The 23,003-nt window shown below is 71.6% G+C and carries 23 protein-coding genes; 17 read left to right on the forward strand and 6 right to left on the reverse strand.

The genetic code is table 11. The features are described from left to right. The first annotated feature begins 32 nt into the window (after positions 1 to 32). The 15 genes from ACFV3I_RS02265 to ACFV3I_RS02335 all read left to right on the forward strand — a co-directional run bounded on the left by ACFV3I_RS02265 (position 33) and on the right by ACFV3I_RS02335 (position 14,588). The gene (locus tag ACFV3I_RS02265) at positions 33 to 1,292 is read left to right on the forward strand and encodes a hypothetical protein (protein ID WP_378822274.1); all 1,260 of its coding nucleotides are present in this window, start codon (positions 33 to 35) and stop codon (positions 1,290 to 1,292) included. Continuing rightward, on the forward strand, positions 1,289 to 1,861 hold the full coding sequence (locus ACFV3I_RS02270; RefSeq protein WP_168442816.1) for a barstar family protein: 573 nt from the start codon (positions 1,289 to 1,291) through the stop codon (positions 1,859 to 1,861). Before ACFV3I_RS02265 ends, ACFV3I_RS02270 begins: the two co-directional genes overlap by 4 nt. 98 nt (positions 1,862 to 1,959) lie before the next feature. Further along, positions 1,960 to 3,087, forward strand: coding sequence for a hypothetical protein (locus ACFV3I_RS02275; RefSeq protein WP_378822276.1), 1,128 nt, complete (start codon positions 1,960 to 1,962; stop codon positions 3,085 to 3,087). Between the two features lie 27 nt (positions 3,088 to 3,114). Next, positions 3,115 to 3,375, forward strand: coding sequence for a hypothetical protein (locus ACFV3I_RS02280; RefSeq protein WP_136030839.1), 261 nt, complete (start codon positions 3,115 to 3,117; stop codon positions 3,373 to 3,375). Between the two features lie 120 nt (positions 3,376 to 3,495). Continuing rightward, positions 3,496 to 4,782, forward strand: a complete 1,287-nt coding sequence (locus tag ACFV3I_RS02285; RefSeq protein WP_136030841.1) for an adenylosuccinate synthase — start codon at positions 3,496 to 3,498, stop codon at positions 4,780 to 4,782. A gap of 16 nt (positions 4,783 to 4,798) precedes the next feature. Then, positions 4,799 to 5,902, forward strand: coding sequence for a beta-propeller fold lactonase family protein (locus ACFV3I_RS02290; protein ID WP_247638076.1), 1,104 nt, complete (start codon positions 4,799 to 4,801; stop codon positions 5,900 to 5,902). A gap of 68 nt (positions 5,903 to 5,970) precedes the next feature. Beyond that, positions 5,971 to 7,368 (forward strand): MFS transporter, encoded by a 1,398-nt coding sequence (locus ACFV3I_RS02295; RefSeq protein ID WP_378822277.1) that lies wholly within the window; start codon positions 5,971 to 5,973, stop codon positions 7,366 to 7,368. A gap of 97 nt (positions 7,369 to 7,465) precedes the next feature. Further along, positions 7,466 to 8,575: an SDR family NAD(P)-dependent oxidoreductase gene (locus tag ACFV3I_RS02300; protein WP_378822278.1), complete on the forward strand. Its 1,110-nt coding sequence runs from the start codon at positions 7,466 to 7,468 to the stop codon at positions 8,573 to 8,575. Positions 8,576 to 8,649: 74 nt separating this feature from the next. Further along, complete coding sequence (locus ACFV3I_RS02305; protein WP_378822279.1) at positions 8,650 to 9,225, forward strand: biotin transporter BioY; 576 nt, start codon at positions 8,650 to 8,652, stop codon at positions 9,223 to 9,225. A gap of 152 nt (positions 9,226 to 9,377) precedes the next feature. Further along, complete coding sequence (locus ACFV3I_RS02310; RefSeq protein ID WP_378822281.1) at positions 9,378 to 10,811, forward strand: dihydrolipoyl dehydrogenase family protein; 1,434 nt, start codon at positions 9,378 to 9,380, stop codon at positions 10,809 to 10,811. A 135-nt stretch (positions 10,812 to 10,946) separates the two neighbouring features. Next, entirely contained in the window at positions 10,947 to 11,249 is a 303-nt protein-coding gene (locus ACFV3I_RS02315; protein WP_136033303.1) for a DUF427 domain-containing protein, read from the forward strand. A gap of 40 nt (positions 11,250 to 11,289) precedes the next feature. Beyond that, positions 11,290 to 12,150, forward strand: a complete 861-nt coding sequence (locus tag ACFV3I_RS02320) for an ABC transporter ATP-binding protein (RefSeq protein WP_378822282.1) — start codon at positions 11,290 to 11,292, stop codon at positions 12,148 to 12,150. Continuing rightward, positions 12,147 to 12,839, forward strand: a complete 693-nt coding sequence (locus ACFV3I_RS02325) for an ABC transporter permease (RefSeq protein WP_136033308.1) — start codon at positions 12,147 to 12,149, stop codon at positions 12,837 to 12,839. The genes ACFV3I_RS02320 and ACFV3I_RS02325 overlap by 4 nt, the downstream gene beginning before the upstream one ends. Continuing rightward, positions 12,836 to 13,561 carry an ABC transporter permease subunit gene (locus ACFV3I_RS02330; RefSeq protein WP_206252085.1) on the forward strand — a complete coding sequence of 242 codons (726 nt, stop codon included), beginning with the start codon at positions 12,836 to 12,838 and terminating at the stop codon, positions 13,559 to 13,561. The genes ACFV3I_RS02325 and ACFV3I_RS02330 overlap by 4 nt, the downstream gene beginning before the upstream one ends. Positions 13,562 to 13,670: 109 nt before the next feature. Continuing rightward, on the forward strand, positions 13,671 to 14,588 hold the full coding sequence (locus tag ACFV3I_RS02335) for an ABC transporter substrate-binding protein (RefSeq protein ID WP_136033312.1): 918 nt from the start codon (positions 13,671 to 13,673) through the stop codon (positions 14,586 to 14,588). Positions 14,589 to 14,651: 63 nt separating this feature from the next. On the opposite strand, the gene ACFV3I_RS02340 is transcribed toward ACFV3I_RS02335, so the two are convergent. Beyond that, entirely contained in the window at positions 14,652 to 15,881 is a 1,230-nt protein-coding gene (locus ACFV3I_RS02340; RefSeq protein WP_378822283.1) for an AI-2E family transporter, read from the reverse strand. A gap of 62 nt (positions 15,882 to 15,943) precedes the next feature. Here ACFV3I_RS02340 and ACFV3I_RS02345 point away from each other — a divergent pair, with 62 nt between their 5' ends. Then, positions 15,944 to 16,243, forward strand: a complete 300-nt coding sequence (locus tag ACFV3I_RS02345; RefSeq protein WP_136033320.1) for a chorismate mutase — start codon at positions 15,944 to 15,946, stop codon at positions 16,241 to 16,243. 2 nt (positions 16,244 to 16,245) lie between these two features. On the opposite strand, the gene ACFV3I_RS02350 is transcribed toward ACFV3I_RS02345, so the two are convergent. From ACFV3I_RS02350 to ACFV3I_RS02360, 3 genes are all read right to left on the reverse strand, one after another. Continuing rightward, positions 16,246 to 17,946, reverse strand: coding sequence for a long-chain-fatty-acid--CoA ligase (locus ACFV3I_RS02350; protein ID WP_378803140.1), 1,701 nt, complete (start codon positions 17,944 to 17,946; stop codon positions 16,246 to 16,248). A 50-nt stretch (positions 17,947 to 17,996) separates the two neighbouring features. Beyond that, positions 17,997 to 18,590 carry a short chain dehydrogenase gene (locus tag ACFV3I_RS02355; protein WP_378822284.1) on the reverse strand — a complete coding sequence of 198 codons (594 nt, stop codon included), beginning with the start codon at positions 18,588 to 18,590 and terminating at the stop codon, positions 17,997 to 17,999. A gap of 109 nt (positions 18,591 to 18,699) precedes the next feature. Then, the gene (locus ACFV3I_RS02360) at positions 18,700 to 19,791 is read right to left on the reverse strand and encodes an ROK family transcriptional regulator (RefSeq protein WP_247638083.1); all 1,092 of its coding nucleotides are present in this window, start codon (positions 19,789 to 19,791) and stop codon (positions 18,700 to 18,702) included. A gap of 118 nt (positions 19,792 to 19,909) precedes the next feature. Here ACFV3I_RS02360 and ACFV3I_RS02365 point away from each other — a divergent pair, with 118 nt between their 5' ends. Then, complete coding sequence (locus tag ACFV3I_RS02365; protein ID WP_247638084.1) at positions 19,910 to 21,076, forward strand: ROK family protein; 1,167 nt, start codon at positions 19,910 to 19,912, stop codon at positions 21,074 to 21,076. 15 nt (positions 21,077 to 21,091) lie between these two features. On the opposite strand, the gene ACFV3I_RS02370 is transcribed toward ACFV3I_RS02365, so the two are convergent. Together ACFV3I_RS02370 and ACFV3I_RS02375 are read right to left on the reverse strand one after the other, a co-directional pair. Next, complete coding sequence (locus tag ACFV3I_RS02370) at positions 21,092 to 22,018, reverse strand: carbohydrate ABC transporter permease (RefSeq protein WP_378822285.1); 927 nt, start codon at positions 22,016 to 22,018, stop codon at positions 21,092 to 21,094. Between the two features lie 2 nt (positions 22,019 to 22,020). Further along, positions 22,021 to 22,851 (reverse strand): carbohydrate ABC transporter permease, encoded by an 831-nt coding sequence (locus tag ACFV3I_RS02375; RefSeq protein WP_378822286.1) that lies wholly within the window; start codon positions 22,849 to 22,851, stop codon positions 22,021 to 22,023. Positions 22,852 to 23,003 lie beyond the last annotated feature (152 nt).

Consider the following 23,003-nt stretch of genomic DNA (forward strand, 5'->3'; position numbering starts at 1 on the left):
GATGGGGCAGACGATGCGGAGGGGGTGGCTCGATGTCGTACGACCTCGAGGTGTACGGAAAGGTCTCGCTGACGGCGAAGGAACTCGCGAAGGTGGTGTCGTCGGTGCGGGGACTGAAGGCCACGGTCGACCGGCGCGCGCAGACGATCTCCTCCATCGTGCACAAGCGCGGCCGTGCGGCGGCGTTCGAGCTCGACGGGCCCAATCTGCTGGAGCCGGAGGACATCCCGGAGGAGTGGACGGAGGCGGCCGGCTCCACGGTGCTCTACAGCATCCACGTGCCGTATGCCGTGCAGTCCGACGGAGGGTTCTCGTTCCGTGTCGACGAGCGCGATCTGGCGGCGGCGACGGCTTTCGCGGCGCGGCTGGCGGAGCGCATCGACGGCACGGTGATCGACTCGCAGACCGTCGAGCCGCGCGAACCAGAGCCCGCGCCGGAACCCGAGCCCCCGCGCCCGCGCTTCCTGCACCTCCGCTGGTATCGCCTGCTCGACGACCGGAACGACCAGGACCTCGCCGCGATCTATCTCCGCACCGCTCGCGAGTTCTTCCGGCCGGGGGTACCCTCGCGTTTCGGCACGCACGAACCCTTCCAGGGGCGGTTCCCCCGCGACGACGACGCCCTGTTCGACACGATGTACCGCGAGTCCTGCTACATCGGCACCCTCATCCTCGCCGGCAAGCCGATCGAGCACGGGACCATCGACGGCTGGACCAACGACCTGAGCCGGCGCACGCAGACGATCGGGCTGAAGTTCGAGCTCGATCGGCTCGTGAAGCTCAAGGCTCTCGGCGCCGTCGAGTCGTTCGTGGTCGCCCTCGCCGAACGCACCGGCTCCTTCTTCGCTTTCGCCGAGGTCAGCACGAGGCGATACGGGACCGCGCAGCCGTCCATGGACGTGAAGCTCGACGACCCGTGGAGCGGGCTGCCGACCGACCCGCAGTGGCTGACCTGGTTCGGGCCGGAGTACGCCGAGCTCGTCGCGCCGCACCTCGACCCCGCGCGAACGACGGCCACGGCGCGGGGAACCCTGTTGCGCTGGACCGAACACCCCGCCGAGGCGGAGGAGTTGCGCGCACTGAGCGGCGACCCCTGGATTCCCGCCGACTACCGGGGAGTGTTCGACCCCGCCGTCGACGAGCGATGCCGCAGGGCGGCCGCCGTCATGCCGGCGTCTCTGCGCTATCCCGCCGCGGGCTCGCCCCAGGCCCTGCGCATCGAGGCGCACTATGCGCGGGCGCGCGACGTGCAAGCCAGGTCGGGCGCGCGGCCGGGGGAGGGACGCCGATGACGCTCGAACAATCGGGTGCAGGTCCCTCGTCGACCGCGCGGGACTTCCTCTGGACGACGGGCGGCCCGTGGGTGTACGTCGGTCACGGCGAGCCAGGTCGCGAGAAATGGATCCCCTCGTGGTTCTACGCGGAGCCAGGACGGGACGACGTGTGCGTGCGCACCCTGCGCGGATGGAAGATGCGGTCCTACGAAGGACTCATGAACGAGTTCGGTGCCGCTCTCCAGTTCTTCGACGGCTTCGGCGAGAACTGGCCGGCGCTGAGCGATTGCCTCCGCTCCCTGGACGAATGGCTGCCGGCGAGTGCCTACGTCCTCGTCGTCGAGCGCGCGGAAGAGGTCCTGGTCGACGATCCGCTCGACCTGGAAGCGTTCTTGCGGACGCTGCACTTCGCAGGTGAATCCTGGTCGGAGCCGGTGGACGGTCCTGCGGTCCACGCTCGGCCGCCGACCCCGTTCCATGCACTGCTGAACGTCAGTGACGCGCATCCGGAGGGCATCGACCGCTTCGTCCGCGTCGCAGCCGGCGCACGCACCGACATCCCCCTGCGTGAGGGCGGCACCCGATGACGACAGTGGTCTCCGAGGGGTGGCACTGACGCCCCCGGGTCCGGCGACGGCACGGCGGTACGTCAGGATGGGGAGACGCGCACGGGAGGGGATGCACGGTGTCGTACGACGTTGAGGTTTACGGGAAGCGCTCGCTGCGACCGCGTGACCTGGTCTCCGTGATCACGGAGGACGCCGCGCTCCATGCCGACGTGACCGCGGAACCCGCGGGGATCTCGGCGGTGGTGCGCGCGCAGGGGGGCTCCCACTGCTTCCTCGTCGACGGACCGAGCCGCCGGGATCGCGAGGAGATGCCGGAGGGGCGGGCCGACCTCGCCGGGCGACGCGTGCACTACAGCATCTCCGTGGCGTACAACGAGGAGGTCGAGGCCAACACGGCCCTCGCCCTCGCGTTCGCGGCGCGGCTGGCCACACGGGTCGACGGCGTGGTGGTCGACGCGCAGACCGAGGATCCGCCCCCGCCCGCCGCACGTCCCGCGGAGCCTGAGCTGTTCCTGCACCTGGAGTGGTTCCGCGTCATCGACGAGCACAGTGCCGACTTCGCCGCGCACTACGTCGGGGCGGCCGAGGAGTTGTTCCCGCGGGCGCTGCCCCGGGCGTTCGGCCACTGGTCGCCGACGCTGAAGTTCGCGAAGGAAGGCGCAGCGGGGTTCGACCGGTTCTACCGGGAGGAGTGCGCCACGGACCGGATGCGGATCGCCGGACGCAAGCCGCTGGAGTACGGGTACCTCGAGGAGTGGTCGCATCAGCAGATCGGGGAGCGCCAGCGTCTCGGGCTGGTGCTCGACGCGACGACACTGGTGAAGCCACGTCCGGCCGCGGCCGTCGAGGCGTTCTTCGTTGACCTGGCCGCGCGCTGCGGCAGCTTCTACGCGTGCGCGGACGTGCGGCCGTCGAGATACCAGCCGCCGGTGGCGGGCGCGAAGTGGGGCGAGTGGACCGGGCTCCCCGTCGAGGCGCCCTGGTTGAGCTGGTTCGCTCCCGACTACGCCGAACTCGTGCGCCCGCATCTCGTCGACGGCGAGTTGCGTGAGTCCGCCAACGGCCTCCTCCACATCTCCCGCATGTCGCCGGCTCCGGAACCTTCGGAGGACCGGGATTCCTGGCTTCCCGAGGATTTCGTGCCCCTTCTCGGCGACCCCGACGATCGCAGGCTGGCGACGGCGACGGCGCGTGTGATGCCGGAGCGGCTCCGCTCGTCGAACCGCCTCGTACGGACGCGCTGAGCGTCCATCCCCACCGAAAGGCCAGCCATGCTGTCGGACTACAACCGCTCGGTCCTCGCGGAGATGACGCACGCGATGCAGCGGCTCGAGCGGGGCGAGTCGTCGCTGGTCGACGCGCAGTCGTCGCTGTCCGCGCGAGGGCCCCTGTTCGAGAACGACGGGTCGGGGATCCGCGATCTCGCCAGATCGATGACCGCCCGGATCGAGGACATCGCGGACCTCGACGGCGAGGATGGCCGCGACAGCGCGATCGAGTGCTTCGCGCGCTTCCGTCGTGAGGTCGAGTGACGCCGCCCTCAGCCGCATCCACCGCCGGAGGGGTGTCGGAGGCCGCCCGATAGGATGGGGACGCCCGAAGAGGGCCAGCTCATCGGCCGGTGCAAACCCGGCGAAAGCAGGGGAGAACCCATGCCAGGAATCGTGATCGTCGGCGTGCAGTGGGGCGACGAAGGAAAGGGCAAGGCCACCGATCTTCTCGGTGAGCGCACCGACTGGGTGGTGAAGTTCAACGGCGGCAACAACGCCGGGCACACCGTGGTCGTCGGCGACGAGAAGTACGCGCTGCACCTGCTGCCCTCCGGCATCCTGTCGCCCGGGGTCACCCCGGTCATCGGCAACGGCGTGGTCATCGACCTGGAGGTGCTGTTCTCGGAGCTCGAGGCCCTGTCGGCCCGCGGCATCGACGTGTCGCGCCTCAAGGTCAGCGCGAACGCGCACATCATCACGCAGTATCACCGCACGCTCGACAAGGTCACCGAGCGCTTCCTCGGCAAGCGCAACATCGGCACGACGGGCCGCGGCATCGGTCCCGCGTACGCCGACAAGATCAACCGCGTCGGCATCCGGGTGCAGGACCTGTTCGACGAGAACATCCTGCGCCAGAAGGTGGAGGGCGCGCTCGACCAGAAGAACCACCTGCTGGTGAAGGTCTTCAACCGCCGCGCCGTCACGTGCGACGAGATCGTCGACGACCTGCTGTCGTACGCCGAGCGGCTGCGCCCGATGGTCGCCGACACCGGCTACCTCATCGACCAGGCCCTGAACCGCGGCGAGGTCGTGGTGTTCGAGGGCGGCCAGGCCACCATGCTCGACATCGACCACGGCACCTACCCGTTCGTCACGTCGTCGTCGGCGACGGCCGGTGGGGCCTCGACGGGTTCCGGTGTCGGTCCCGGTGCGCTCGACCGCATCGTCGGCATCGTCAAGGCGTACACGACGCGCGTGGGCTCCGGCCCGTTCCCGACCGAGCTGTTCGACGAGCAGGGCGAGTGGCTGCGCAAGCAGGGCTTCGAGTTCGGCACCACGACCGGGCGGCCGCGCCGCGTCGGCTGGTACGACGCGCCGATCACCCGCTACGCCACGCGCATCAACGGCATCACCGACCTCGTGCTGACCAAGCTCGACATCCTCACCGGGCTCGAGCAGATCCCGGTGTGCGTCGCCTACGACGTCGACGGGGAGCGCTTCGACGAGGTGCCGGTGAACCAGACCGACTTCCACCACGCGAAGCCGATCCTGGAGTACTTCCCCGGCTGGAGCGAGGACATCTCGACCGCGCGCACCTTCGAGGACCTGCCGCAGACGGCGCAGGACTACGTGCTGGCGCTGGAGCAGATGAGCAACACGCGCATCTCGGTGATCGGCGTGGGCCCCGAGCGCGACCAGGTGATCGTGCGCCACGATCTGCTCGACTGATCGAGGGGAGACGACCGTGACGCGCTTCTGGCTCGGCGGCTACGGCCCCGCGATGGACGGCTCCGCCGAGGGCATCGGCGTGCTCGCGGGCGACGAGGGTCGCGAGGCGAGCACTCTCGCGTATCGCGGGGCGGTGACGGCGACCCCGTCGCCGTCGTGGCTCGCGCAGCACCCGGGTCTCGACGTGGTGTACGCGGCGCTGGAGGGTGATGCGGCCGTGCAGGCGTTCGCGCGCACGGGTGACACGGCCCTCGCGCCCCTGGGCGATCCGGTGGCGACGGGCGACGGCGTGTGCCACGTCGCGGTGTCTCCGAACGGGCAGACCCTCATCGCGAGCTGCTACGGCGACGGACGCGTGGTGCGGTTCGGCATCGCGGCGGACGGACGGCTCGTGCCGGCGAAGGAGGATGCGGCGGCGGCACTGCGCGCGGCGCTGTTTGGCGAGGGCGACCCCGACGCGGCCCCCGCGACCCCCGCGGGCGACGGTGTGGCCGCGACCGACCCCTACGGCGGACCGGACCGCGCCTCGCACGCGCACTCGGCCGCGTTCCTGCCCGACGGCCGCGTGGTCACGACCGATCTCGGCTTCGACCTGGTGCGGTTCTGGCGGTTGACCGGCAGCGGGCTGACGCTCGACCAGGAGGTCGTGCTGCCGCAGGGCACGGGACCGCGTCATATGGTCGTGCATCCGAGCGGGCACCTGCACGTGGTCACGGAGTACTCGTGCGAGGTGTTCACCCTGGCGGCGGCGGCCGACGGCACCTGGAGCGTGGTGTCGGCGACGACCGCGAGCCCGGTGGCGCAGGTCGGCAGTGACTTCCCCGCCGAGCTCGCCCGCACGCGCGACGGGCAGTTCCTGTACACGGCGCTGCGCGGCAGCAACACGATCGCGGCGCTGCGTGTGCGCGGCAGCGGGGAGGCGCTGGAGCCGGTGGCGCTCGCCGATTCCGGAGTCGACTGGCCGCGCCATCACCTCGTGTATCAGGGCAAGCTGCTCGTCGCCGGGCAGCGCTCCGACACGGTGACGCTGCTCGACCTCGACGAGCGCACGGGTGCGCCGCTCGGCGTGCGGCATGAGGCGCAGGCCCCGGCGCCCACGAGCATCCTCCCGCTGCGCTGAGCCGATGCGTCGCGGATGCGCGTCATCCGCTTGACCTCAAGGAAACTTGAGGTTCTACGGTCGACCTCATGACCACCGAGACCGGGCGCGCCGCGCCGTCCACGCCACCCACGCCACCCACCCCCCGCATCCTCGGCGGCGAGTACGTGTGGATCACGATCGGCGCGTGCGCCCTGGTGTTCCTCGGCGCGTTCGAGTCGCTGGCGGTGACGACGGTGATGCCCGCCGTGAGCGCCGACCTCGACGGCGAGCGGCTGTACGCGCTCGCCTTCGCCGGACCGCTCGCCACGAGCGTGATCGGCATGGTGGCGGCGGGCAACTGGGCGGATCGACGCGGTCCGGTCGCCCCGCTGTACTCCTCGATCGCGCTGTTCGTGGTCGGCCTCCTGATCGCGGGACTCGCGCCGAGCATGGAGGTGCTGGTGGCCGGCCGGTTCGCGCAGGGCCTGGGCAGCGGCGGGCTCATGGTGGCGCTGTACGTGGTGGTCGCCCGGGTCTATCCGCAGGCGCTGCACCCCGCGATCTTCGCCGGGTTCGCCGCCGCGTGGGTGATCCCCTCGCTGATCGGCCCCACGATCGCGGGCGCGGTGACCGAGCTGTGGAGCTGGCACTGGGTCTTCCTCGGCGTCGTCGTGCTGGTGCTCGTCGCGCTGCTGATGATCGTGCCGGCGCTGCGGGGGCTGTCGAACGAGGGTGACGCGGCGACGCCGTGGGCGGTCGCCCGGCTCGGCTGGTCGGTGCTGGCGGCGGTCGCGGTGCTCGCCCTGAACCTGGTGGGCGACGTGCCCGGCGTCGGCCCGGCGCTGGCCGTCGTCGCGGTCGTCGTGGCGCTCATCGCCGTGCGACCGCTGGTCCCGCGCGGCACCTTGCGGGCCGTGCGCGGCCTGCCGTCGGTGATCCTGGTGCGCGGTCTCGCCGCTGCCGCGTTCTTCGGTGCGCAGATCTATCTGCCGTATCTGCTCACCGACCGCTACGCCCTGACGCCGACGGTCGCCGGGCTCGCGCTCACCGGCGGCGCCCTCGCGTGGTCGCTCGCCGCGACCGTGCAGGGGCGGATGGGCATGCGGCTGTCGAGCGTGACCGCGGTGCGCCTCGGGACGGCTCTCGTGCTCGGGGGGATCCTGCTGACGGTCGCGATCACCGCGTTCGAGGCGGACGCGGTGCTGATCGCGGCCGCGTGGGTGGTGGCGGGGGCCGGCATGGGCCTGATGAGCCCGCGGTCGAGCGCGCTCACCCTCGCCCTGTCGACCCCGGAGACGCAGGGGTTCAACAGCGGTGCGATGACGGTGGCCGACTCGTTCGGCAGCGCGCTGGCCCTCGCGGTGACGAGCATGGTCTTCCTCGCGCTGGCCGCCGCCGATCCCTTCCTCGGTGTGTTCGCGCTGGCGGCGCTGCTCGCGCTGGCGGCCGCCGTGCTCGCGCCGAGGGTTCGCGCCGGGGGTGCCAGCACGGAGGCGCGCGCGTGATCTGGCGACCCGGATCCTCCGCACGGCGGATCCGGGGAGCGCGGGATCGAGGAGAGCGGGAGAAGCGATGGCAGGCGGAAGCGGGAGGAGTGCGGACATGACGGGTACGGGCACGACGGGCACGGATGTGAGGGGCGGGAACGTGACGGGTGTGGAGACGACGGCCGCTCGGCGGGGTGGAGACGGCGCGGCGCCGGTGGCGACGATGGCGGCGATCGTGCAGCGCGAGTTCGGCGAGTCCGACGTGCTGCGGATCGAACGGGTGCCGGTACCGGAGCCCGGCGAGGGCGAGGTGCGCATCCGCGTCGCGGCGGCGGGCGTGCACGCGGTCGACCTCGATATCCGGCGCGACGCGGCGCCCCCGTCGATGCCGCGCCCCGTGCTGCCGATGACCCCGGGGCGCGAGGTCGCGGGGATCGTCGATGCGGTGGGTGCGGGCGTCGACGCCGACCTTCTCGGCGCGCGGGTGGTCGCGCACGTCGGCTTCCGCAGCGGCGGGTATGCGCAGTTCGCCCTCGCGGCGGCTGCTGCGCTCCACCCGGTGCCCGCGCACGTGCCGTTCCCGCAGGCGGTCGCGGCGATCGGCAGCGGGCGCACGGCGCAGCTCGTGTGGCAGGCGGCGCAGATCGGCGCGGACGACGTGGTCCTGGTCACCGGTGCCTCGGGCGGACTGGGCAGCCAGGTCGCGCAGCTCGCGCTCTCGGTCGGGGCGACCGTGGTCGCGCTCTACGGTGGCGAGGCGAAGCGCGCGGTGGTGGCGCAGCTCGGGCGTCGGGTCGAGCACTCCGCCGCGCGCCTGCTGCCGCTCGATGCGACCGACGACGCGTGGCCGGATCGTCTGACCGGCCTCCTGGACGGCGCGGTGCCGACGGTCCTGCTGGACGGGGTCGGGGGTCCGACGGGACGCGCGGCGCTCGAGTCGCTCGGGCGCGGCTCCCGCGTCGTGATCATCGGATGGTCGAGCGGCGAACTCCTCCGTGTCGACGGCGACGACATCGTGCAGAACTCGCTCACCGTGACCGTGCCGCTGGGCCGGGCCATCGCCGACCTCCGGGCGCTCGAGACGGCGGCCCTCGCGGCCGTGGCCGACGGGCGGGTCGACCCGCCCGTCGACGTGTTCCGGTTGATCGATGCCGCCGCCGCGCACGACGCCATCCAGCATCGCCGTCAGCGCGGGAAGGTCGTGCTCGTTCCCGACGCGGAGTGATTTGCGCGGAGGGCATCGGCCTCCCTACTCTGTTGAACGGTGTTCAGGTGAACACCGTTCAGGAAGGACACCCGATGACCCCCACCTCCCGCGACACCGGTGCGACGCTCGGCCGCATCGCCGTCTTCGCCGCCCTCATCATCGTGCTCGGCACGGTCGTCGTGCCGCTGCCCGGCGGGGTGCCGATCACCGCGCAGACCCTCGGCGTGATGCTCGCCGGACTCGTCCTCGGGCGGCGCGTCGCCCCGCTGTCGATCCTGGTCGTGCTCGCGCTCGCCGCGATCGGCCTGCCGGTGCTCGCGGGCGGACGCGGCGGCGTCGGCGTGTTCGTGGGGCCGACCGCGGGGTACATGCTCGGCTGGATCGCGGGCGTCGTCGTGATCGGGCTCGTCATGCGCACCGGTCGCCCGGCGTGGTGGCGGGTCGCGCTCTCCGCGCTCGTCGGTGGCGTGCTCGTGGTGTACGCGTTCGGCATCCCCGTGCAGGCCCTCGTCACGGGAGTGCCGCTCGACCTCACGGCGCTGTCGGCCCTCGCGTTCCTCCCCGGCGATCTGATCAAGGTCGCCGCGGCCACGCTGATCGTGGTGGCGCTGCGCCGGGCGTACCCGCGGGCGTTCGCGGACACGCGCGAGCGCGCCGCCGTCGCCTGACGCCGTCCGCCGCTCCGGTCGCCGTCGCGCGCCGACGCGACCGGAGCGGCTCGTCTCCGGGGAGTTTCGGCGCGGCGGGAACAACGCGCCCGTGACTCGACGTTCGTCATGAGCAAGACTTGCCTGACACGGGCGACGGAGAGGTGCGACGCATGACTGCCGACAAGACCGACGAGTACGACCTGATCGTGGTGGGTGCGGGGCCGGTGGGCGAGAACGTCGCCGACCGGGCCGTGCAGGGCGGGCTCACCGCCATCATCGTGGAGAGCGAACTGGTGGGCGGCGAGTGCTCCTACTGGGCGTGCATGCCGTCGAAGGCGCTGCTGCGCTCGGCGCAGGCGCTGCGGGCGGCGCAGCACGTGGCCGGGGCGTCGCAGGCGGTGACCGGCACGCTCGACGTGCGGGCCGTGTTCGAGCGCCGCGACGGCTTCACGAGCAACTGGTCGGACGACGGTCAGGTGTCGTGGCTGCATTCGGCCGGCATCGACCTGGCGCGCGGCCACGGGCGTCTCACGGGCGAGCGCGAGGTCACCGTGACCGACGCCGACGGCGCCACCCGGGTGCTGCGGGCCCGGCACGCGGTCGCGATCAGCACGGGCTCCGACGCCGTGATCCCGCCGATCGACGGGCTCCGCGAGGCCTCCCCGTGGACGAGTCGCGAGGCCACCAGCGCCGAAGAGCTGCCGGAGAGCCTCGCGGTGATCGGCGGCGGTGTCGTCGCGGTCGAGATGGCCACGGCGTACGCCGCCCTCGGCTCGCGCGTGACCCTGCTCGCGCGCAGCGGGCTGCTGGGCGGCATGGAGCCGTTCGCGGGGCAGCGCGTGACGGCCGGCCTCGAGGAGCTCGGCGTCGACGTGCGCACGAACACCGGCACCACGGCGGTGCGCCGCGGCGACGACGGCGTGACCATCACGCTCGACAGCGGCGAGGAGGTCACGGCCGCCGAGGTGCTCGTCGCGACCGGCCGTTCGCCGCGCAGCGCCGATATCGGCCTGGAGGTCGTGGGGCTCGAACCCGGACGCTGGATCGAGACCGACGACACGCTGCGGGTGCCCGGGGTGGACTGGCTGTACGCGGTCGGCGACGTGAACGGGCGGGTGCTGCTGACCCACCAGGGCAAGTACCAGGCGCGGGCGGCGGGCGACGTGATCGCAGCCAGGGCGAACGGCGGCGAGGTCGACGACGCCCCGTGGGGCCGGCACGCCGCGACGGCCGATCACGCCGCGGTCCCCCAGGTCACCTTCTCCATCCCGGAGGTCGGCTCCGTCGGACTCACCGAGGCCGCGGCGCGCGAGGCGGGCACGGCCGTGCAGGTCGTGGACTACGACCTCGGGTGGGTCGCCGGCGCGAGCCTGTACGAGGACGGGTTCGCCGGGCAGGCGCGACTCGTGATCGACACCGACCGCGACGTCGTGATCGGGGCGACCTTCGTCGGCCCGGAGGTGGCGGAGCTCGTGCAGGCCGCGACCGTCGCGATCGTGGGCAAGGTGCCCATCGCGCGCCTGTGGCACGCGGTGCCCTCGTACCCGACCATCAGCGAGATCTGGCTGCGACTCTTGGAGGGCTACGGGCGCGACTCGGCGTGAGCCGGGCAATCCGATCCCGCGACCGCACCGAACACGATCCGGATTGTTTCTCATATTGACGACCCCGCGCGCAAGGCATCACCCGATGTCGGACGCGTCTTATACGCTCGAACCCACATCCGAGGAGGCAGGACCATGAAGGCTGTACTCGCAGGAACCGTGATCGCCGAGGCCGCACAGGACGACCTCATCCGCATCGAGGGCAATTGGTACTTCCCGCCCGCATCCGTATCGCCCGACGTGCTCGTCGAGAGCCCCACGCCGTACACGTGTCCGTGGAAGGGCGAGTGCCAGTACTACTCCATCGAGGCCGACGGAGAGCTGCACAAGGATCTCGCCTGGTCGTACCCGCACCCGTACCCGTCGGCGTTCGACCGCGTCGGAAAAGACTTCTCGGGCTACGTCGCCTTCGCCCCGGGCGTCGAGGTGTCGGCCTGAGCCGCGCCCTCGCCCGCACGACCGTCGGAGAGAACCCCTCATGATCGAGTTCCGCCACGTCACCAAGCGCTTCCCCGACGGGACGCTCGCGGTGAACGACTTCAGCCTGGTGCTGCCGTCGCGCAAGACCACCGTGTTCGTCGGTTCGTCCGGCTGCGGCAAGACCACGCTGCTGCGCATGATCAACCGCATGGTCGAGCCCACGTCGGGCGAGGTCGAGATCGACGGGGAGAGCGTGCTCGCCGGCGACCCGGTGGCCCTGCGCCGCCGCATCGGCTACGTCATGCAGAACTCCGGCCTCATGCCGCACTTCAGCGTGATCGACAACGTCTCCACCGTGCTGCGCCTGAACGGCGTGAAGCGCAAGGAGGCGCACGAGCGGGCGCGCGAGCTGATGACCACGGTCGGCCTCGACCACGCTCTGGCCGACCGCTACCCGAGCCAGCTCTCGGGCGGGCAGCAGCAGCGCGTCGGCGTGGCCCGCGGTCTCGCCGCCGACCCGAACATCCTCCTGATGGACGAGCCCTTCGGCGCGGTCGATCCCATCGTGCGCGCCGACCTCCAGCAGGAGACGCTGCGGCTTCAGCACGAGCTCGACAAGACGGTCGTGTTCGTCACGCACGACATCGACGAGGCGTTCCTGCTGGGCGACCAGGTGGTGATCCTCGACAAGGGCGCCAGGGTCGTGCAGGTGGGCAGCCCGAGCGAGATCATCGAGAACCCGGCCGACGAGTTCGTCTCCGCGTTCATCGGCGCCGACCGTGGCCGCCGGGCGCTGCACCTCAAGCAGACGCCGCGCGGCACGGTCGTGGTCGACTCCGAGGGCCGCACCCAGGGCGCGATCGTCGATGCCCCGGACGACGTGGTCGACGAGGCGGCCGCGGCGAAGGCGGCCCCGTGAACTGGGCGGTCGACAACCTCGGCCTGATCCTCGACCTCACCGTCGCGCATCTGCGGCAGAGCGTCGTGCCGATCGTGCTCGGTTTCGTGCTGTCGCTGCCGCTCGGGTGGGTCGCCTGGCGCTACCGCCTGGTGCGCGGCCCGATCATCGCGCTCACGGGGCTGCTATACACGATCCCCTCGCTCGCGCTGCTGATCCTGCTGCCCGCGGTGCTGGGCTACTCCGCGATCAGCGAGCCGAACCTCGTGATCGCCCTCACGATCTACGCGGTCGCCATCCTGGTGCGCGCGGTCGCCGACGGCCTCGACTCGGTGGACGACGACGTGCGGCAGGCCGCCACCGCGACCGGTTTCGCACCGTTCCGCCGTTTCTGGGCTGTCGAGTTCCCGCTGGCCGGCCCGGTGATCCTGGCGGGGCTGCGGGTCACGGCCGTCAGCACGATCTCGCTCGCCACGGTCGGCATCCTGATCGGTGTACGCAACCTCGGGTACCTGTTCACCGACGGTCTGCAGCGCCGCATCATCGAGGAGGTCTTCGCGGGCGTGGTCGCGGTCGTCGTGATCGCCCTGATCGTCGACCTGCTGCTCCTCCTGGTCGGCAGGGCGCTCATGCCCTGGACGAGAGCGGTCACCAAGACGGCGACGAAGGCGGCGGTCGGCCGCACGGCGGCGATCGGATCGGCCGCATGAACCTGTTCGCGGAGGCCTTCGCGTGGCTGTTCTCGCCCGACCGCTGGCAGGGCGCGTACTCGCTGCCGGTGCTGTTCGGGCAGCACATCTACTACACGGTCGTCTCGGTGGTGATCGCCGCGGTCATCGCCGTGCCGCTCGGGTGGCTGATCGGGCACACGGGTCGCGGTCGGGAGATCGCCGTCGCGGTCTCCGGAGCGGCGCGTGCCATCCCGTCGTTCGGCCTCATGGTGCTCCTGGTGCTGCTGCTGGGCGTGCTGCGCACCCCGCTCGCGGCGATCATCACGTTCGTGCTGCTCGCGATCCCGTCGCTGCTGGCGGGCGCGTACACCGGACTCGAGGCCATCGACCGCCGGGTGCTCGACGCGGCGCGGGCCATGGGCATGACCGAGTGGCAGGTGTTCTGGAAGGTCGAGGTGCCGCTCGGGCTCTCGCTGCTCGTCGGCGGCCTGCGCTCGGCGCTCCTGCAGGTCATCGCCACGGTCACGATCGCCGCCTACGTGAACCTGGGCGGTCTCGGCTGGCCGATCATCCAGGGCATCCCCCTGCGCCGCTTCGATCAGGTGCTCGGCGGCGCGATCCTCGTCGCGGTGCTCGCCCTCATCGTCGACCTCCTGCTCGCCCTCGCGCAGCACGCCGCCGTCCCGCGCGGCGTGCGCACCCGTCCGCAGCGTCGCCGGGCCAAGGCGCCCGTCGCCGCGCCCGCTCCGGCGACCGCCTGAACCACAGCGCCACCGAGGCCACAGCATCCGTCCGAACCACAGCATCCGTCCGAACCACAGCATCCGTCCGAACCACAGCATCCGCAGGTCCCAGAGAAGAGGAAGTCCCATGTTCACCGCACGCACGTCCCGCTTCGCCCTCGCCGGCGGCGCCGCGATCGCCGCAGCGCTCGTCCTCGCCGGCTGCACCAGCAGCAACCCGCTCGACACCCCCACGGAGGACTCCGGTTCGGGGGGCAGCGACACCATCGTGATCGGCTCGCAGGCGTACTACTCGAACGAGATCATCGCCGAGATCTACGCCCAGGCGCTGGAGGCGGCCGACTTCACCGTCGAGCGCAAGTTCAGCATCGGTCAGCGCGACGCCTACATGCCCGACGTGGAGTCCGGCGCGATCGACCTGTTCCCGGAGTACACGGGCAACCTGCTCGAGTACCTCGACAAGGACGCCACCGCCACCAGCCCGGAAGACGTCTACGCCGCACTGCAGGAGACCCTGCCCGACGGCCTCACCGCCCTCGACTACGCCGAGGCGACCGATCAGGACACCTACACGGTGCTGAAGAGCTTCGCGGAGGAGAACGGCCTCACCACGATCGCCGACCTGTCGAAGGTCACCACCCCGGTCACGATCGGCGCGGCGCCGGAGTTCGAGCAGCGCCCCTACGGCCCCGCGAAGGCCAAGGAGGTCTACGGCGTGGACCTGGCGTTCTCGGCCACGGGCCCGACCACGCTCGAGTCGCTGCTGGCCGGTGAGATCCAGGTGGCCGACATCTACTCGGCCGACCCGGCTTTCCAGACCGAGGACATCGTGTCGCTGGAAGACCCGGAGAACATCATCCTGGCGTCCAACGTCGTGCCGATCGCGTCGAGCGATGTGGCCGACGAGATCGCCGACGTGATCAACGGCATCAGCGAGAAGCTGACGGCCGAGGAGCTCGTGGCCCTCAACGTGCAGAGCACGGTCGACAAGAAGTCGGCGGAGGAGATCGCGAAGCAGTGGCTGGCCGACAACGACCTCGCCTGAGCTGAGCTCGACGGAAGCGCCCGGTCCCTCGCGGGGCCGGGCGCTTCCGTGTGCGTGCCGAGGCTAGGTGCGGGCGTCCTGGCGGGGAACCAGGACCTGCTTGATGATGATGAGGATCGACGCGGTCACGGGCACAGCGACCAGGGCGCCGAGCAGACCGAGCAGCGTGCCGCCGGCCAGCGCCCCGATGACCACGAGCGAGCCGGGCACGGCCACGGCGCGGTTCATGACCCGCGGGGTGAGCACATACGCCTCGATCTGCATGTAGACGAGGTAGATCGCGGCGAAGATCAGCGCCGCGATCGGGTTGGTGAACAGCGCGAGTCCCGTGCCGATGATCCAGAAGAGCACAGAGCCGACGAGGGGGATGAGCGTCACGCAGAACGCGATCGCGGCCATGAGCGGCGGGAACGGCAGGCCGAGCACCGCGTACAGGATGAGGGCGAGGGTCGCGTTGCAGAACGCCAGCACGACCATGCCCATCACGTAGCCGCCCACGGAGTCGGTGATCTGCTCGCTGATGTCGCTCGCGCGGTCCCGGTCGCGCGCGGGCGCCAGGCGCAGCAGACCCTGCTTCATGGCCGGGAGCGTCGCGAGGAAGTAGAGCGTCAGCACCAGCACCACGATCGCGCCGGAGATGCCGGAGGCGATCGAGGCGCCCACCGCGAGGGCTCCGCCGCCGATGGTGGCGAGGTTGCCGATGTCGGACAGGAAGCTCTGCACCTCGCCGACGAGGTCTTGGAACTGGTCGCCGAACTGGTCGTTGAGGGTCTTGTAGAGGTCGGTTCCGGTGAAGTCCTGGACCATGCCGGGGACGGACCGGACGAACTCGGCGATCTGGTCGACGACGATCGGGATGATCATCCACAGCACCAGACCGAAGACCACGATGAGGGCGACGATCGTGATGACGACGGCGATGGCCCGGGAGAGGCCGCGCCGTTCCAGGAAGCGCACCGCCGGATCGAGGCCGAGCGCGCCGAACAGGGCGAGCGCGATGTAGATGAGCACGGTGGACAGGCTCCACAGGGCGAGGCCGATCACGAACGCGCCGAGACCGCCCAGGGTGACCAGGAAGCCGAACACGAACGGCCGGTCGATGCGCGTCCAGAACGAGCGGCTGGGTGTGGTCGGCTCGATCACCACCGGACGCGGCGGGGTCGCGGTGGTCGCGGGAGCCGCGGCGTCGGGCGGTCCGGGGAGCGCGGCATCGACGGGTGCCGGGGCCGCGTCCGAGGGCTGCGGGAGCGCGTCGTCGTGGGAGGCGGGGGCCGGCGACTCGTCGTTGCTCATGTGCACACGATAGCGCTGGGCCCCCGCCGGTCAGGGGTGCCCCTCGCCCCTAGAGTGGGGGGATGACCGCCGTAGAGGATCCGAAGGCCGAGCTGCTCCGTCTGCGCGCCACCATCGACAACATCGATGCGGCGCTGATCTTCATGCTGGCCGAGCGGTTCCGCGCCACGCAGCAGGTGGGGCACCTCAAGGCCGAGCACGCGATGCCCCCGTCCGACCCGAAGCGCGAGGAGCAGCAGGTCGCCCGGCTGCGCGCGCTCGCCGAAGAGGCGCACCTCGACCCCGAGTTCGCGGAGAAGTGGTTCAACTTCGTGGTCGCCGAGGTCATCCGCCACCACACCGAGGCCGCCGAGAGCCGCTGACCTCAGCGGTCCCGCAGCATCCGGTCGCGCACCTCGCGCCGCAGCACCTTGCCGATGAGGGACCGCGGGAGCTCATCCACCGCGACGATCCGGCGCGGCACCTTGTAGGCGGTCAGCCGGGTGCGGCAGAAGTCGCGCAGCGCCTCGACGTCCGGCACCGCACCCTCACGGAACACCACGGCCGCCGCGACCTCCTCACCGCCGCTCGACCGCGGCAGGCCCACGACCGCGGCCGCCACGACATCGGGGTGGGCGTCGAGCGCATCCTCCACCTCGCTGGGCGACACGTTGAAGCCGCCCGTGATGATGAGCTCCTTGCGGCGGTCCACGATCGTCACGAACCCGTCGGGCGAGACCTCGGCGATGTCGCCCGAGCGCAGCCAACCGCCGGGGAGCAGCGCCTCGGCCGTCTCGCCGGGGCGCTGCCAGTACCCCTGGAACACCTGGGGACCGCGGATCAAGAGCTCCCCGCGCTCGCCGGCGGGGACGTCCTTCTCCGGGTCGTCGGGGTCGACGAGCCGGATCTCGGTGCTGGGGAACGGCACGCCGACGGTGCCCGGTCGTCGCGTGGGCCCCATGGGGTTGCCGAGCGCGACGGGAGACGCCTCGGTCATGCCGTACCCCTCCACGAGCAGTCCGCCGGTCGCGTCCTCCCAGCGCCGCACGGTCGCGACGGGCAGGCTCATCGCCCCGGAGATCGCGAAGCGCACGCGGGACAGGTCGATGGTGCCGCGTCCGGCCGCCCGGGCGAGCTGGTCGTAGATGGGCGGCACGGCCGGCAGGAACGTGGGCGGGCGCGTGCGGGCGGCCGTCGTCACCAGGCCCAGGTCGAACGTGGGGAACAGCACCACGGTCGCGCCGATGCTGAGCGCGAAGGTGAGGCACAGCGTCATGCCGTAGGCGTGGAACAGCGGCAGCACGGCGTAGAACGTCTCCTCCCCGTCACGCAGTCCCGGCACCCAGGCGCGACCCTGCATCGCGTTCGCGCGGAGGTTCGCATGACTGAGGATCGCCCCCTTCGGGGTGCCCGTCGTCCCGCTCGTGTACTGCAGCAGCGCGGTGTCGCCGAGTGCGGGCGCCGGCACGCGGCGGGAGATGCGGCCGTGACCGAGGAGCCCCTTCCACGGCCGTACGTGGCGTGCGCGCGGTGCGCCGGTGAGCTTGGCCCGCGACTCCCTGGCCTTCGGAAGGGGCAGTCGGAGCAGGAACCGCTTCGACCACGGCATCGCGGTCGTGATGTCGACGCTCACGATGTGGTCGACGCGCACGTCGTCGGGGAAGCCGTCGATCGTGTCGGCGACCTTGTCCCACACGATCGCGACGCGGGCACCGTGGTCCTCGAACTGGTGGCGCAGCTCGCGGGCGGTGTAGAGCGGGTTGTGCTCGACGACGATGGCGCCCAGGCGGAGCGCGGCGTAGAACGCGACCACATGCTGCGGGCAGTTGGGCAGCACGAGGGCGACCCGGTCGCCGGCGCTCACCCCGAGGCGCCGCAGACCCTCCGCCGCGTGGTCGATCTGCGCGCCGAGCTCGCGGTAGGTCGTCACCGCGCCGAAGAACTCCAGCGCGGGACGGCGGCCGTACCGGCGGACGCTCGCCGCCATCATCTGCGGCAGCGTCTGGGTCGGCTCGTCGATCTCGGCGGGGACGCCCTCCGCGTACGCGGCGAGCCAGGGGCGGGTCGAGAGACGGGAGTCGGTCATGTTCTCATCCTGCGTCACGGACGCGCATGGCGCGGCCCCCTTGACGGGGGTCAGACCGCGAGCACACGTCCGGTGATGACGCCCTCGACGGCGCGCACGTAGGCGCGACCCACCTCCTCGTCGGTGACGGGGCGGTGGCCGGGGAAGCTGTCGAAGTAGCCGGGGGAGTTGGCGAGCACGTCGGGGGAGACGGCGTTGATGCGGATGCCGCGCGGCGCCTCGGCGGCGGCGGTGAGCACGAACGACTCCAGGGCGCCGTTGGCCATCGCGGCGGCGGCGCCGGTGGCGAGGGGCTCCCGGGCGAGCACCCCGCTGGTCAGCGTGATCGAGCCGCCGTCGGCGACGACGGGAAGGGCCTCGCGCACCACGTCGAGCTGGGCGAGCGTCTTGCCCGTGAACGCCGCGAGGTAGTCGTCGCGGCTCAGGTCGCCGAGCGGCCGGAAGGGCACCGAGCCGACGGCCACCACGACCGCGTCGAGGCGTCCGGTGCGCGCGAACAGCTCGCGGATCGACGACGGGTCGGTCACGTCCACGCGCTCATCGCCGCTGCGGGAGGCTCGGATCACCTGGTGGCCGCGGGTCTCCAGGGTCGCGGCCACCACGCCGCCGATGCTGCCGGTCGCGCCGATCACCAGTGCCTTCATGGGTGCCTCCGTGGGGTCGCTTGCTTCCGCGCGCAGACGCGCACCGCTCGAGTCTTGCACCCTTCGCGACGGGAGGGTCCGCGAGGGCCAGGGTGTCGGCGGGACGGGCTCAGCGGGGGCTGAACGCTGCAGCGACCACGCGGGCGGCGGCCCCGCGCAGCACCGCGTCGTCGAGCGTGCTGGAGGCGACCGCGGGCCCGAGCGAGGGGTGCGACGCCGCGCGGACCGCGGTCGCCGTGGCCTCGACGAACGCGGGTGTGGCGATGTCGGACGGTCCGCTCAGCAGGATCGACGGAAGGTCGACGGCCGCGGCGATCACGGAGAGCGAGGTGCCCAGTCGCGCCCCGGCCTCGGCGAGCACCGCGTCTCGGTCTGCGCCGGGCTCGTCGAGACGGCGGCGCAGCGCGGGCGTCGACGCCCACGCGTGCACGCAGCCGTCGCGTCCGCACAGGCAGCGGTCGCCGGGGTCTCCGCCGGCGACGACGTGGGCGAGCTCGCGGGCGCCGATCGACCGCTCGACGGGCGCGCCGTCGTCGCCCACCACCCGGATCGCGGTGCCGATGCGACCGCCGAGGCGCACGAGCAGGAAGTCGGTGCCGACCGCGCCGAACCGCAGCTCCGCGTCGGCGACCAGGTCGGCGTCGTCGAACACGTGCACGGGCAGGGCGAGGTCGTCGGCCAGACGCGGCCCGAGGCCGAGGAGAGCGGGCGATCCGGACGGGGCGCCGATGCCGATGCCGAGCGGGGCGCTGCTCGCACGCCCGGCCAGGTCGACGGCGAGGGCGGCGATCGCGGTGGCTGGATCCGCGTCGTCCAGCGCGACGTCGGCACGGTGGTCGATGCGGCCGTCGGGGGTCGCGAGGGCGCCGGTGATCCGTCCGGGAGTGCTGAGGTCGAGGGCGATCACCTGCACGGCGCGCTGGTCGAACTCGAGCATGACGGCCGGCTTCCCCGGACGGGCGTCCTGGCTCATGCCGCTCTCGCGGATCACGCCGTCGTCGAGCAGGTCGCGCACGACCTCGGAGATCGTGGGCCGGGCGAGCCCGGTGAGGCGGGACAGGTCGGCGCGGCTCGCCGCCGCGTGCTCCATGAGGGTGCGCAGCACGAGGGCGCGGTTGCGCTCACGGATGGCGCGCGCGTGGGTGGGTGCCGAGACTCGTGCCCGGTCGCCGGGGCGCTCTAGGATCTGGGGGTAGTGCACGTCGTTCCTCCCCGCTCCGCCCGGACGACTAAGTTTAATGAATAAACTAACTGGGTCGAGCGTACGGAGCGCCGTGCGCGCTGTCAATCACCGCACCCACCCCCGGGGGACCGTGAGCATGTTCACCACCGACGACGCGCTGGACACCCAGGCCGCCGTCCGCCGTGCGAACCTGCGCCGAGCCCTGCAGCTCGTGTTCCAGGCGTCTGGCACCCAGACCCGCGCCGGCATCGCCCGGGCGACCGGGCTCACCGCCGCCACCTCCTCCTCGCTCGTCGCCGAGCTGATCGACAGCCGGCTGGTGGTCGAGGGCGAGCAGGCCGTCAGCACCGGCGGCAAACGCGCCACCACCCTGAGCGTCGACGGCGCCCACCACCTGATCCTCGTGCTCGTCGTGCAGCCCACCAGCGCGCACGTCGCCCTCGTCGCGCTCGACGGGACCGCGCTCGACGCACGCACGGTCGCCTACACCCCCGCGACGCGCGACCGCGTGCTCGACGACACGGTGGCCGAGGCGGCGGCCCGCTTCGGCGCCCGGCTCCTCGCCGTCGGCGTGCAGCTGCCCGGCACCACCGACGGGCGGACGGTGCTGGAGAGCGTGCAGCTGGAGTGGCAGGACGTGCCGCTGGCCGAGCGGTTCGAGGCCATCGCGGGCGCGCCCGTGCTGCTGCTCAACGACGTCGACGCGGAAGCCATCGCCGAGGCCGGGATGGACGAGACGCCGTCCGGATACCGGCTGTTCGTGCACCTCGGCGGCGGAGTCGGTGCAGCGGTCACCCTCGACGGCGAGCTCGCCCCGGGGCCGCGCGACCGTGCGGGCGAGATCGGGCACGTGCAGGTCGTGTTCGGAGACGCCGCGCGCCCGTGCCGGTGCGGCCAGCGCGGGTGCCTGGAGTCCGCCGCCGCGCTCGGGCCGATGCTGGGCGAGGACTTCACCGACGAGCTCGACCTCCCGGCCGTGCGCGCCCTCGTCGCCCGCGCCGACCAGGGGCAGATCGACGAGGGTGCCCGTGCGCTCGCCCGTGCGGTCAAGCTGATCAGCGCCCTGCTCGACCCGATCGAGGTCGTGATCGGCGGACCGGCGACCGAGCTCGGACCCCGGTTCCTGGAGCGCGTGCGGGAGGAGTCCGGCTATCCGGCGCGGGGCACCCAGCAGCCGCCCATCCGCTACGCCGACCCCCGGGTCCCGCTCTCCGCCGGTGCCGCGCAGGCCGCGCTCACCGCCGCGCTCGGGGTGCGCTGGAGTCCGCAGCAGCTGCGCGCCGCCGCGGCCCCCCGCCCCTGAACCCGCCCGCGCGGGCTACTTCACGCTGCCCGCGGTGAGGCCGCCGACCAGGCGCTTCTCGATCAGCATGAACAGGATGATCACCGGCAGGATCGCGACGATCGAGACGCCGAACACGTACTGCCAGCTGGTCTCGTACTGACCCACGAACTTCGTCAGCGCCACCGACAGCGGCTGGTTCTTGTCGGTCGACAGGATCACGAGCGACGCGGCGAACTCGTTCCAGCAGGCCACGAAGGTGAACACGATCGCGGTGACGATGCCCGGCCACACGAGCGGCAGGTTGATGCGGAAGAGCACCGTCAGGCGTCCTGCGCCGTCGATCTGCGCCGCCTCATCGACCTCCTTGGGGATGCCCGCGAAGAAGGAGTGCATGATCCACACCGCGAACGACAGGTTGAACGCGGCGTTGATGAAGATCATCGCGGCCCACGTGTCGCCGAGGCCGAGCGTGGTGAACTGCCGGAACAGACCCGACGTGAGCACGGCCGGCTGCAGCATCTGCGTGACGATCACGAGGAACAGGAACACCATGCGGCCGGGGAACGTGAACCGCGCCGTGTAGTACGCGGCCGGGAGCGACACCAGCAGCACGAGCAGCGTCGCGAACACCGAGATGACGATCGTCGACACCAGGTTGTACGGCAGCGGCGTCTCGGGCGTCGACCACATCGTGAGGTAGTTCTCCCAGTGCCACTCGGTCGGCAGGTAGGTCGGGTCGACCGAGCGGATCTGCGCCTTGGTCTTCACCGAGCCGAAGAACATCACGAGGTACGGCAGCACGAAGATCGCCAGCACGAGGAACCCCGCGGCCGTGCGCAGGATCACGCGCGGCAGCGTCACCTGGTCGGCGGTGTAGCGGCGCCGACGGCCGGGGATCGGCGGGGTGCGGCGACCACGGGAGTCGGCGGTGGTCACGAGGGCGGTCTCGGTCACGGTCATGATCAGACCTCCTTCATGGGCTTGACGATCTTCACGTACGCCGCGACGATCACGATCACGATGAGGAAGGCGACGACGGACAGGGCGCTGGCGACGTCGACCTTCTTCTGCAGCTCGATGTACTTGAAGATCAGGGTCATGATCGTGTCGGCGCCGTAGCCGGGGATCGACCCGGTCATCACCTTGAGGATCGGCAGCGAGTTGAACACGTTGATGATGTTGATGAGGATCGCCACGGCGAGGGCGCTGCGCAGCTGCGGCAGCACGATCGACCAGTAGGTGCGGGCGGGACCGGCGCCGTCCATCTTCGCGGCCTCGATCGCGTCGGCGGGCACGGCCTGCAACCCGGCGAGGATCGTGTACGTGGTGAACGGCAGCGACACGAACACGGCGATCACGATCGACCAGGTGAACGCGGTCGCGGGGTTCTTCGTCCACCCGTAGCCGACCGCGTCGTCGGAGAGCCCGATGTCGTAGAGGAACTTGTTGAAGATGCCGAAGTACGGCTCGAGGCTGTAGTAGAACACCATGGTCGTCATCACGACCGAGGCCGCCCACGGCACGATGACGGCCATGCGCACGAGCTGGCGCCCGGGGAACGCCTTGTTGAGGATCTGCGCGAGCCCGAGCGAGATCACGACGGTGAGCGCGACCACCGACACGACCCACACGATCGTGCGGAAGAAGATGGGCCAGAACTCCGCGAACGTGAACACGGTGACGAAGTTGTCGAAGCCGACCGAGCCCTTGTCGAGCCCGGAGAGGGAGATGTCGCGCGTCGAGTTGAAGAACATGACGCCGGCGGGGAACAGCACCACGCCGATGATGAGCACCAGTGCCGGTGCGATCCAGGGCAGCGCCTGGAGGAGGTCCCGTCCGCCGGGGCGGCCGCGACCGGCGGCCCCGGCGTCGGGGGTGGGGGGGGGGGGAGGTGCCCTCCCCCTCCACGTTTGCGAGTTCCTTCCTTTCCTCCCTTGGCGGTTAC

It is taken from the genome of Microbacterium sp. NPDC059771, from assembly GCF_042732495.1.
GTDB classification, from domain to species: domain Bacteria; phylum Actinomycetota; class Actinomycetes; order Actinomycetales; family Microbacteriaceae; genus Microbacterium; species Microbacterium sufflavum.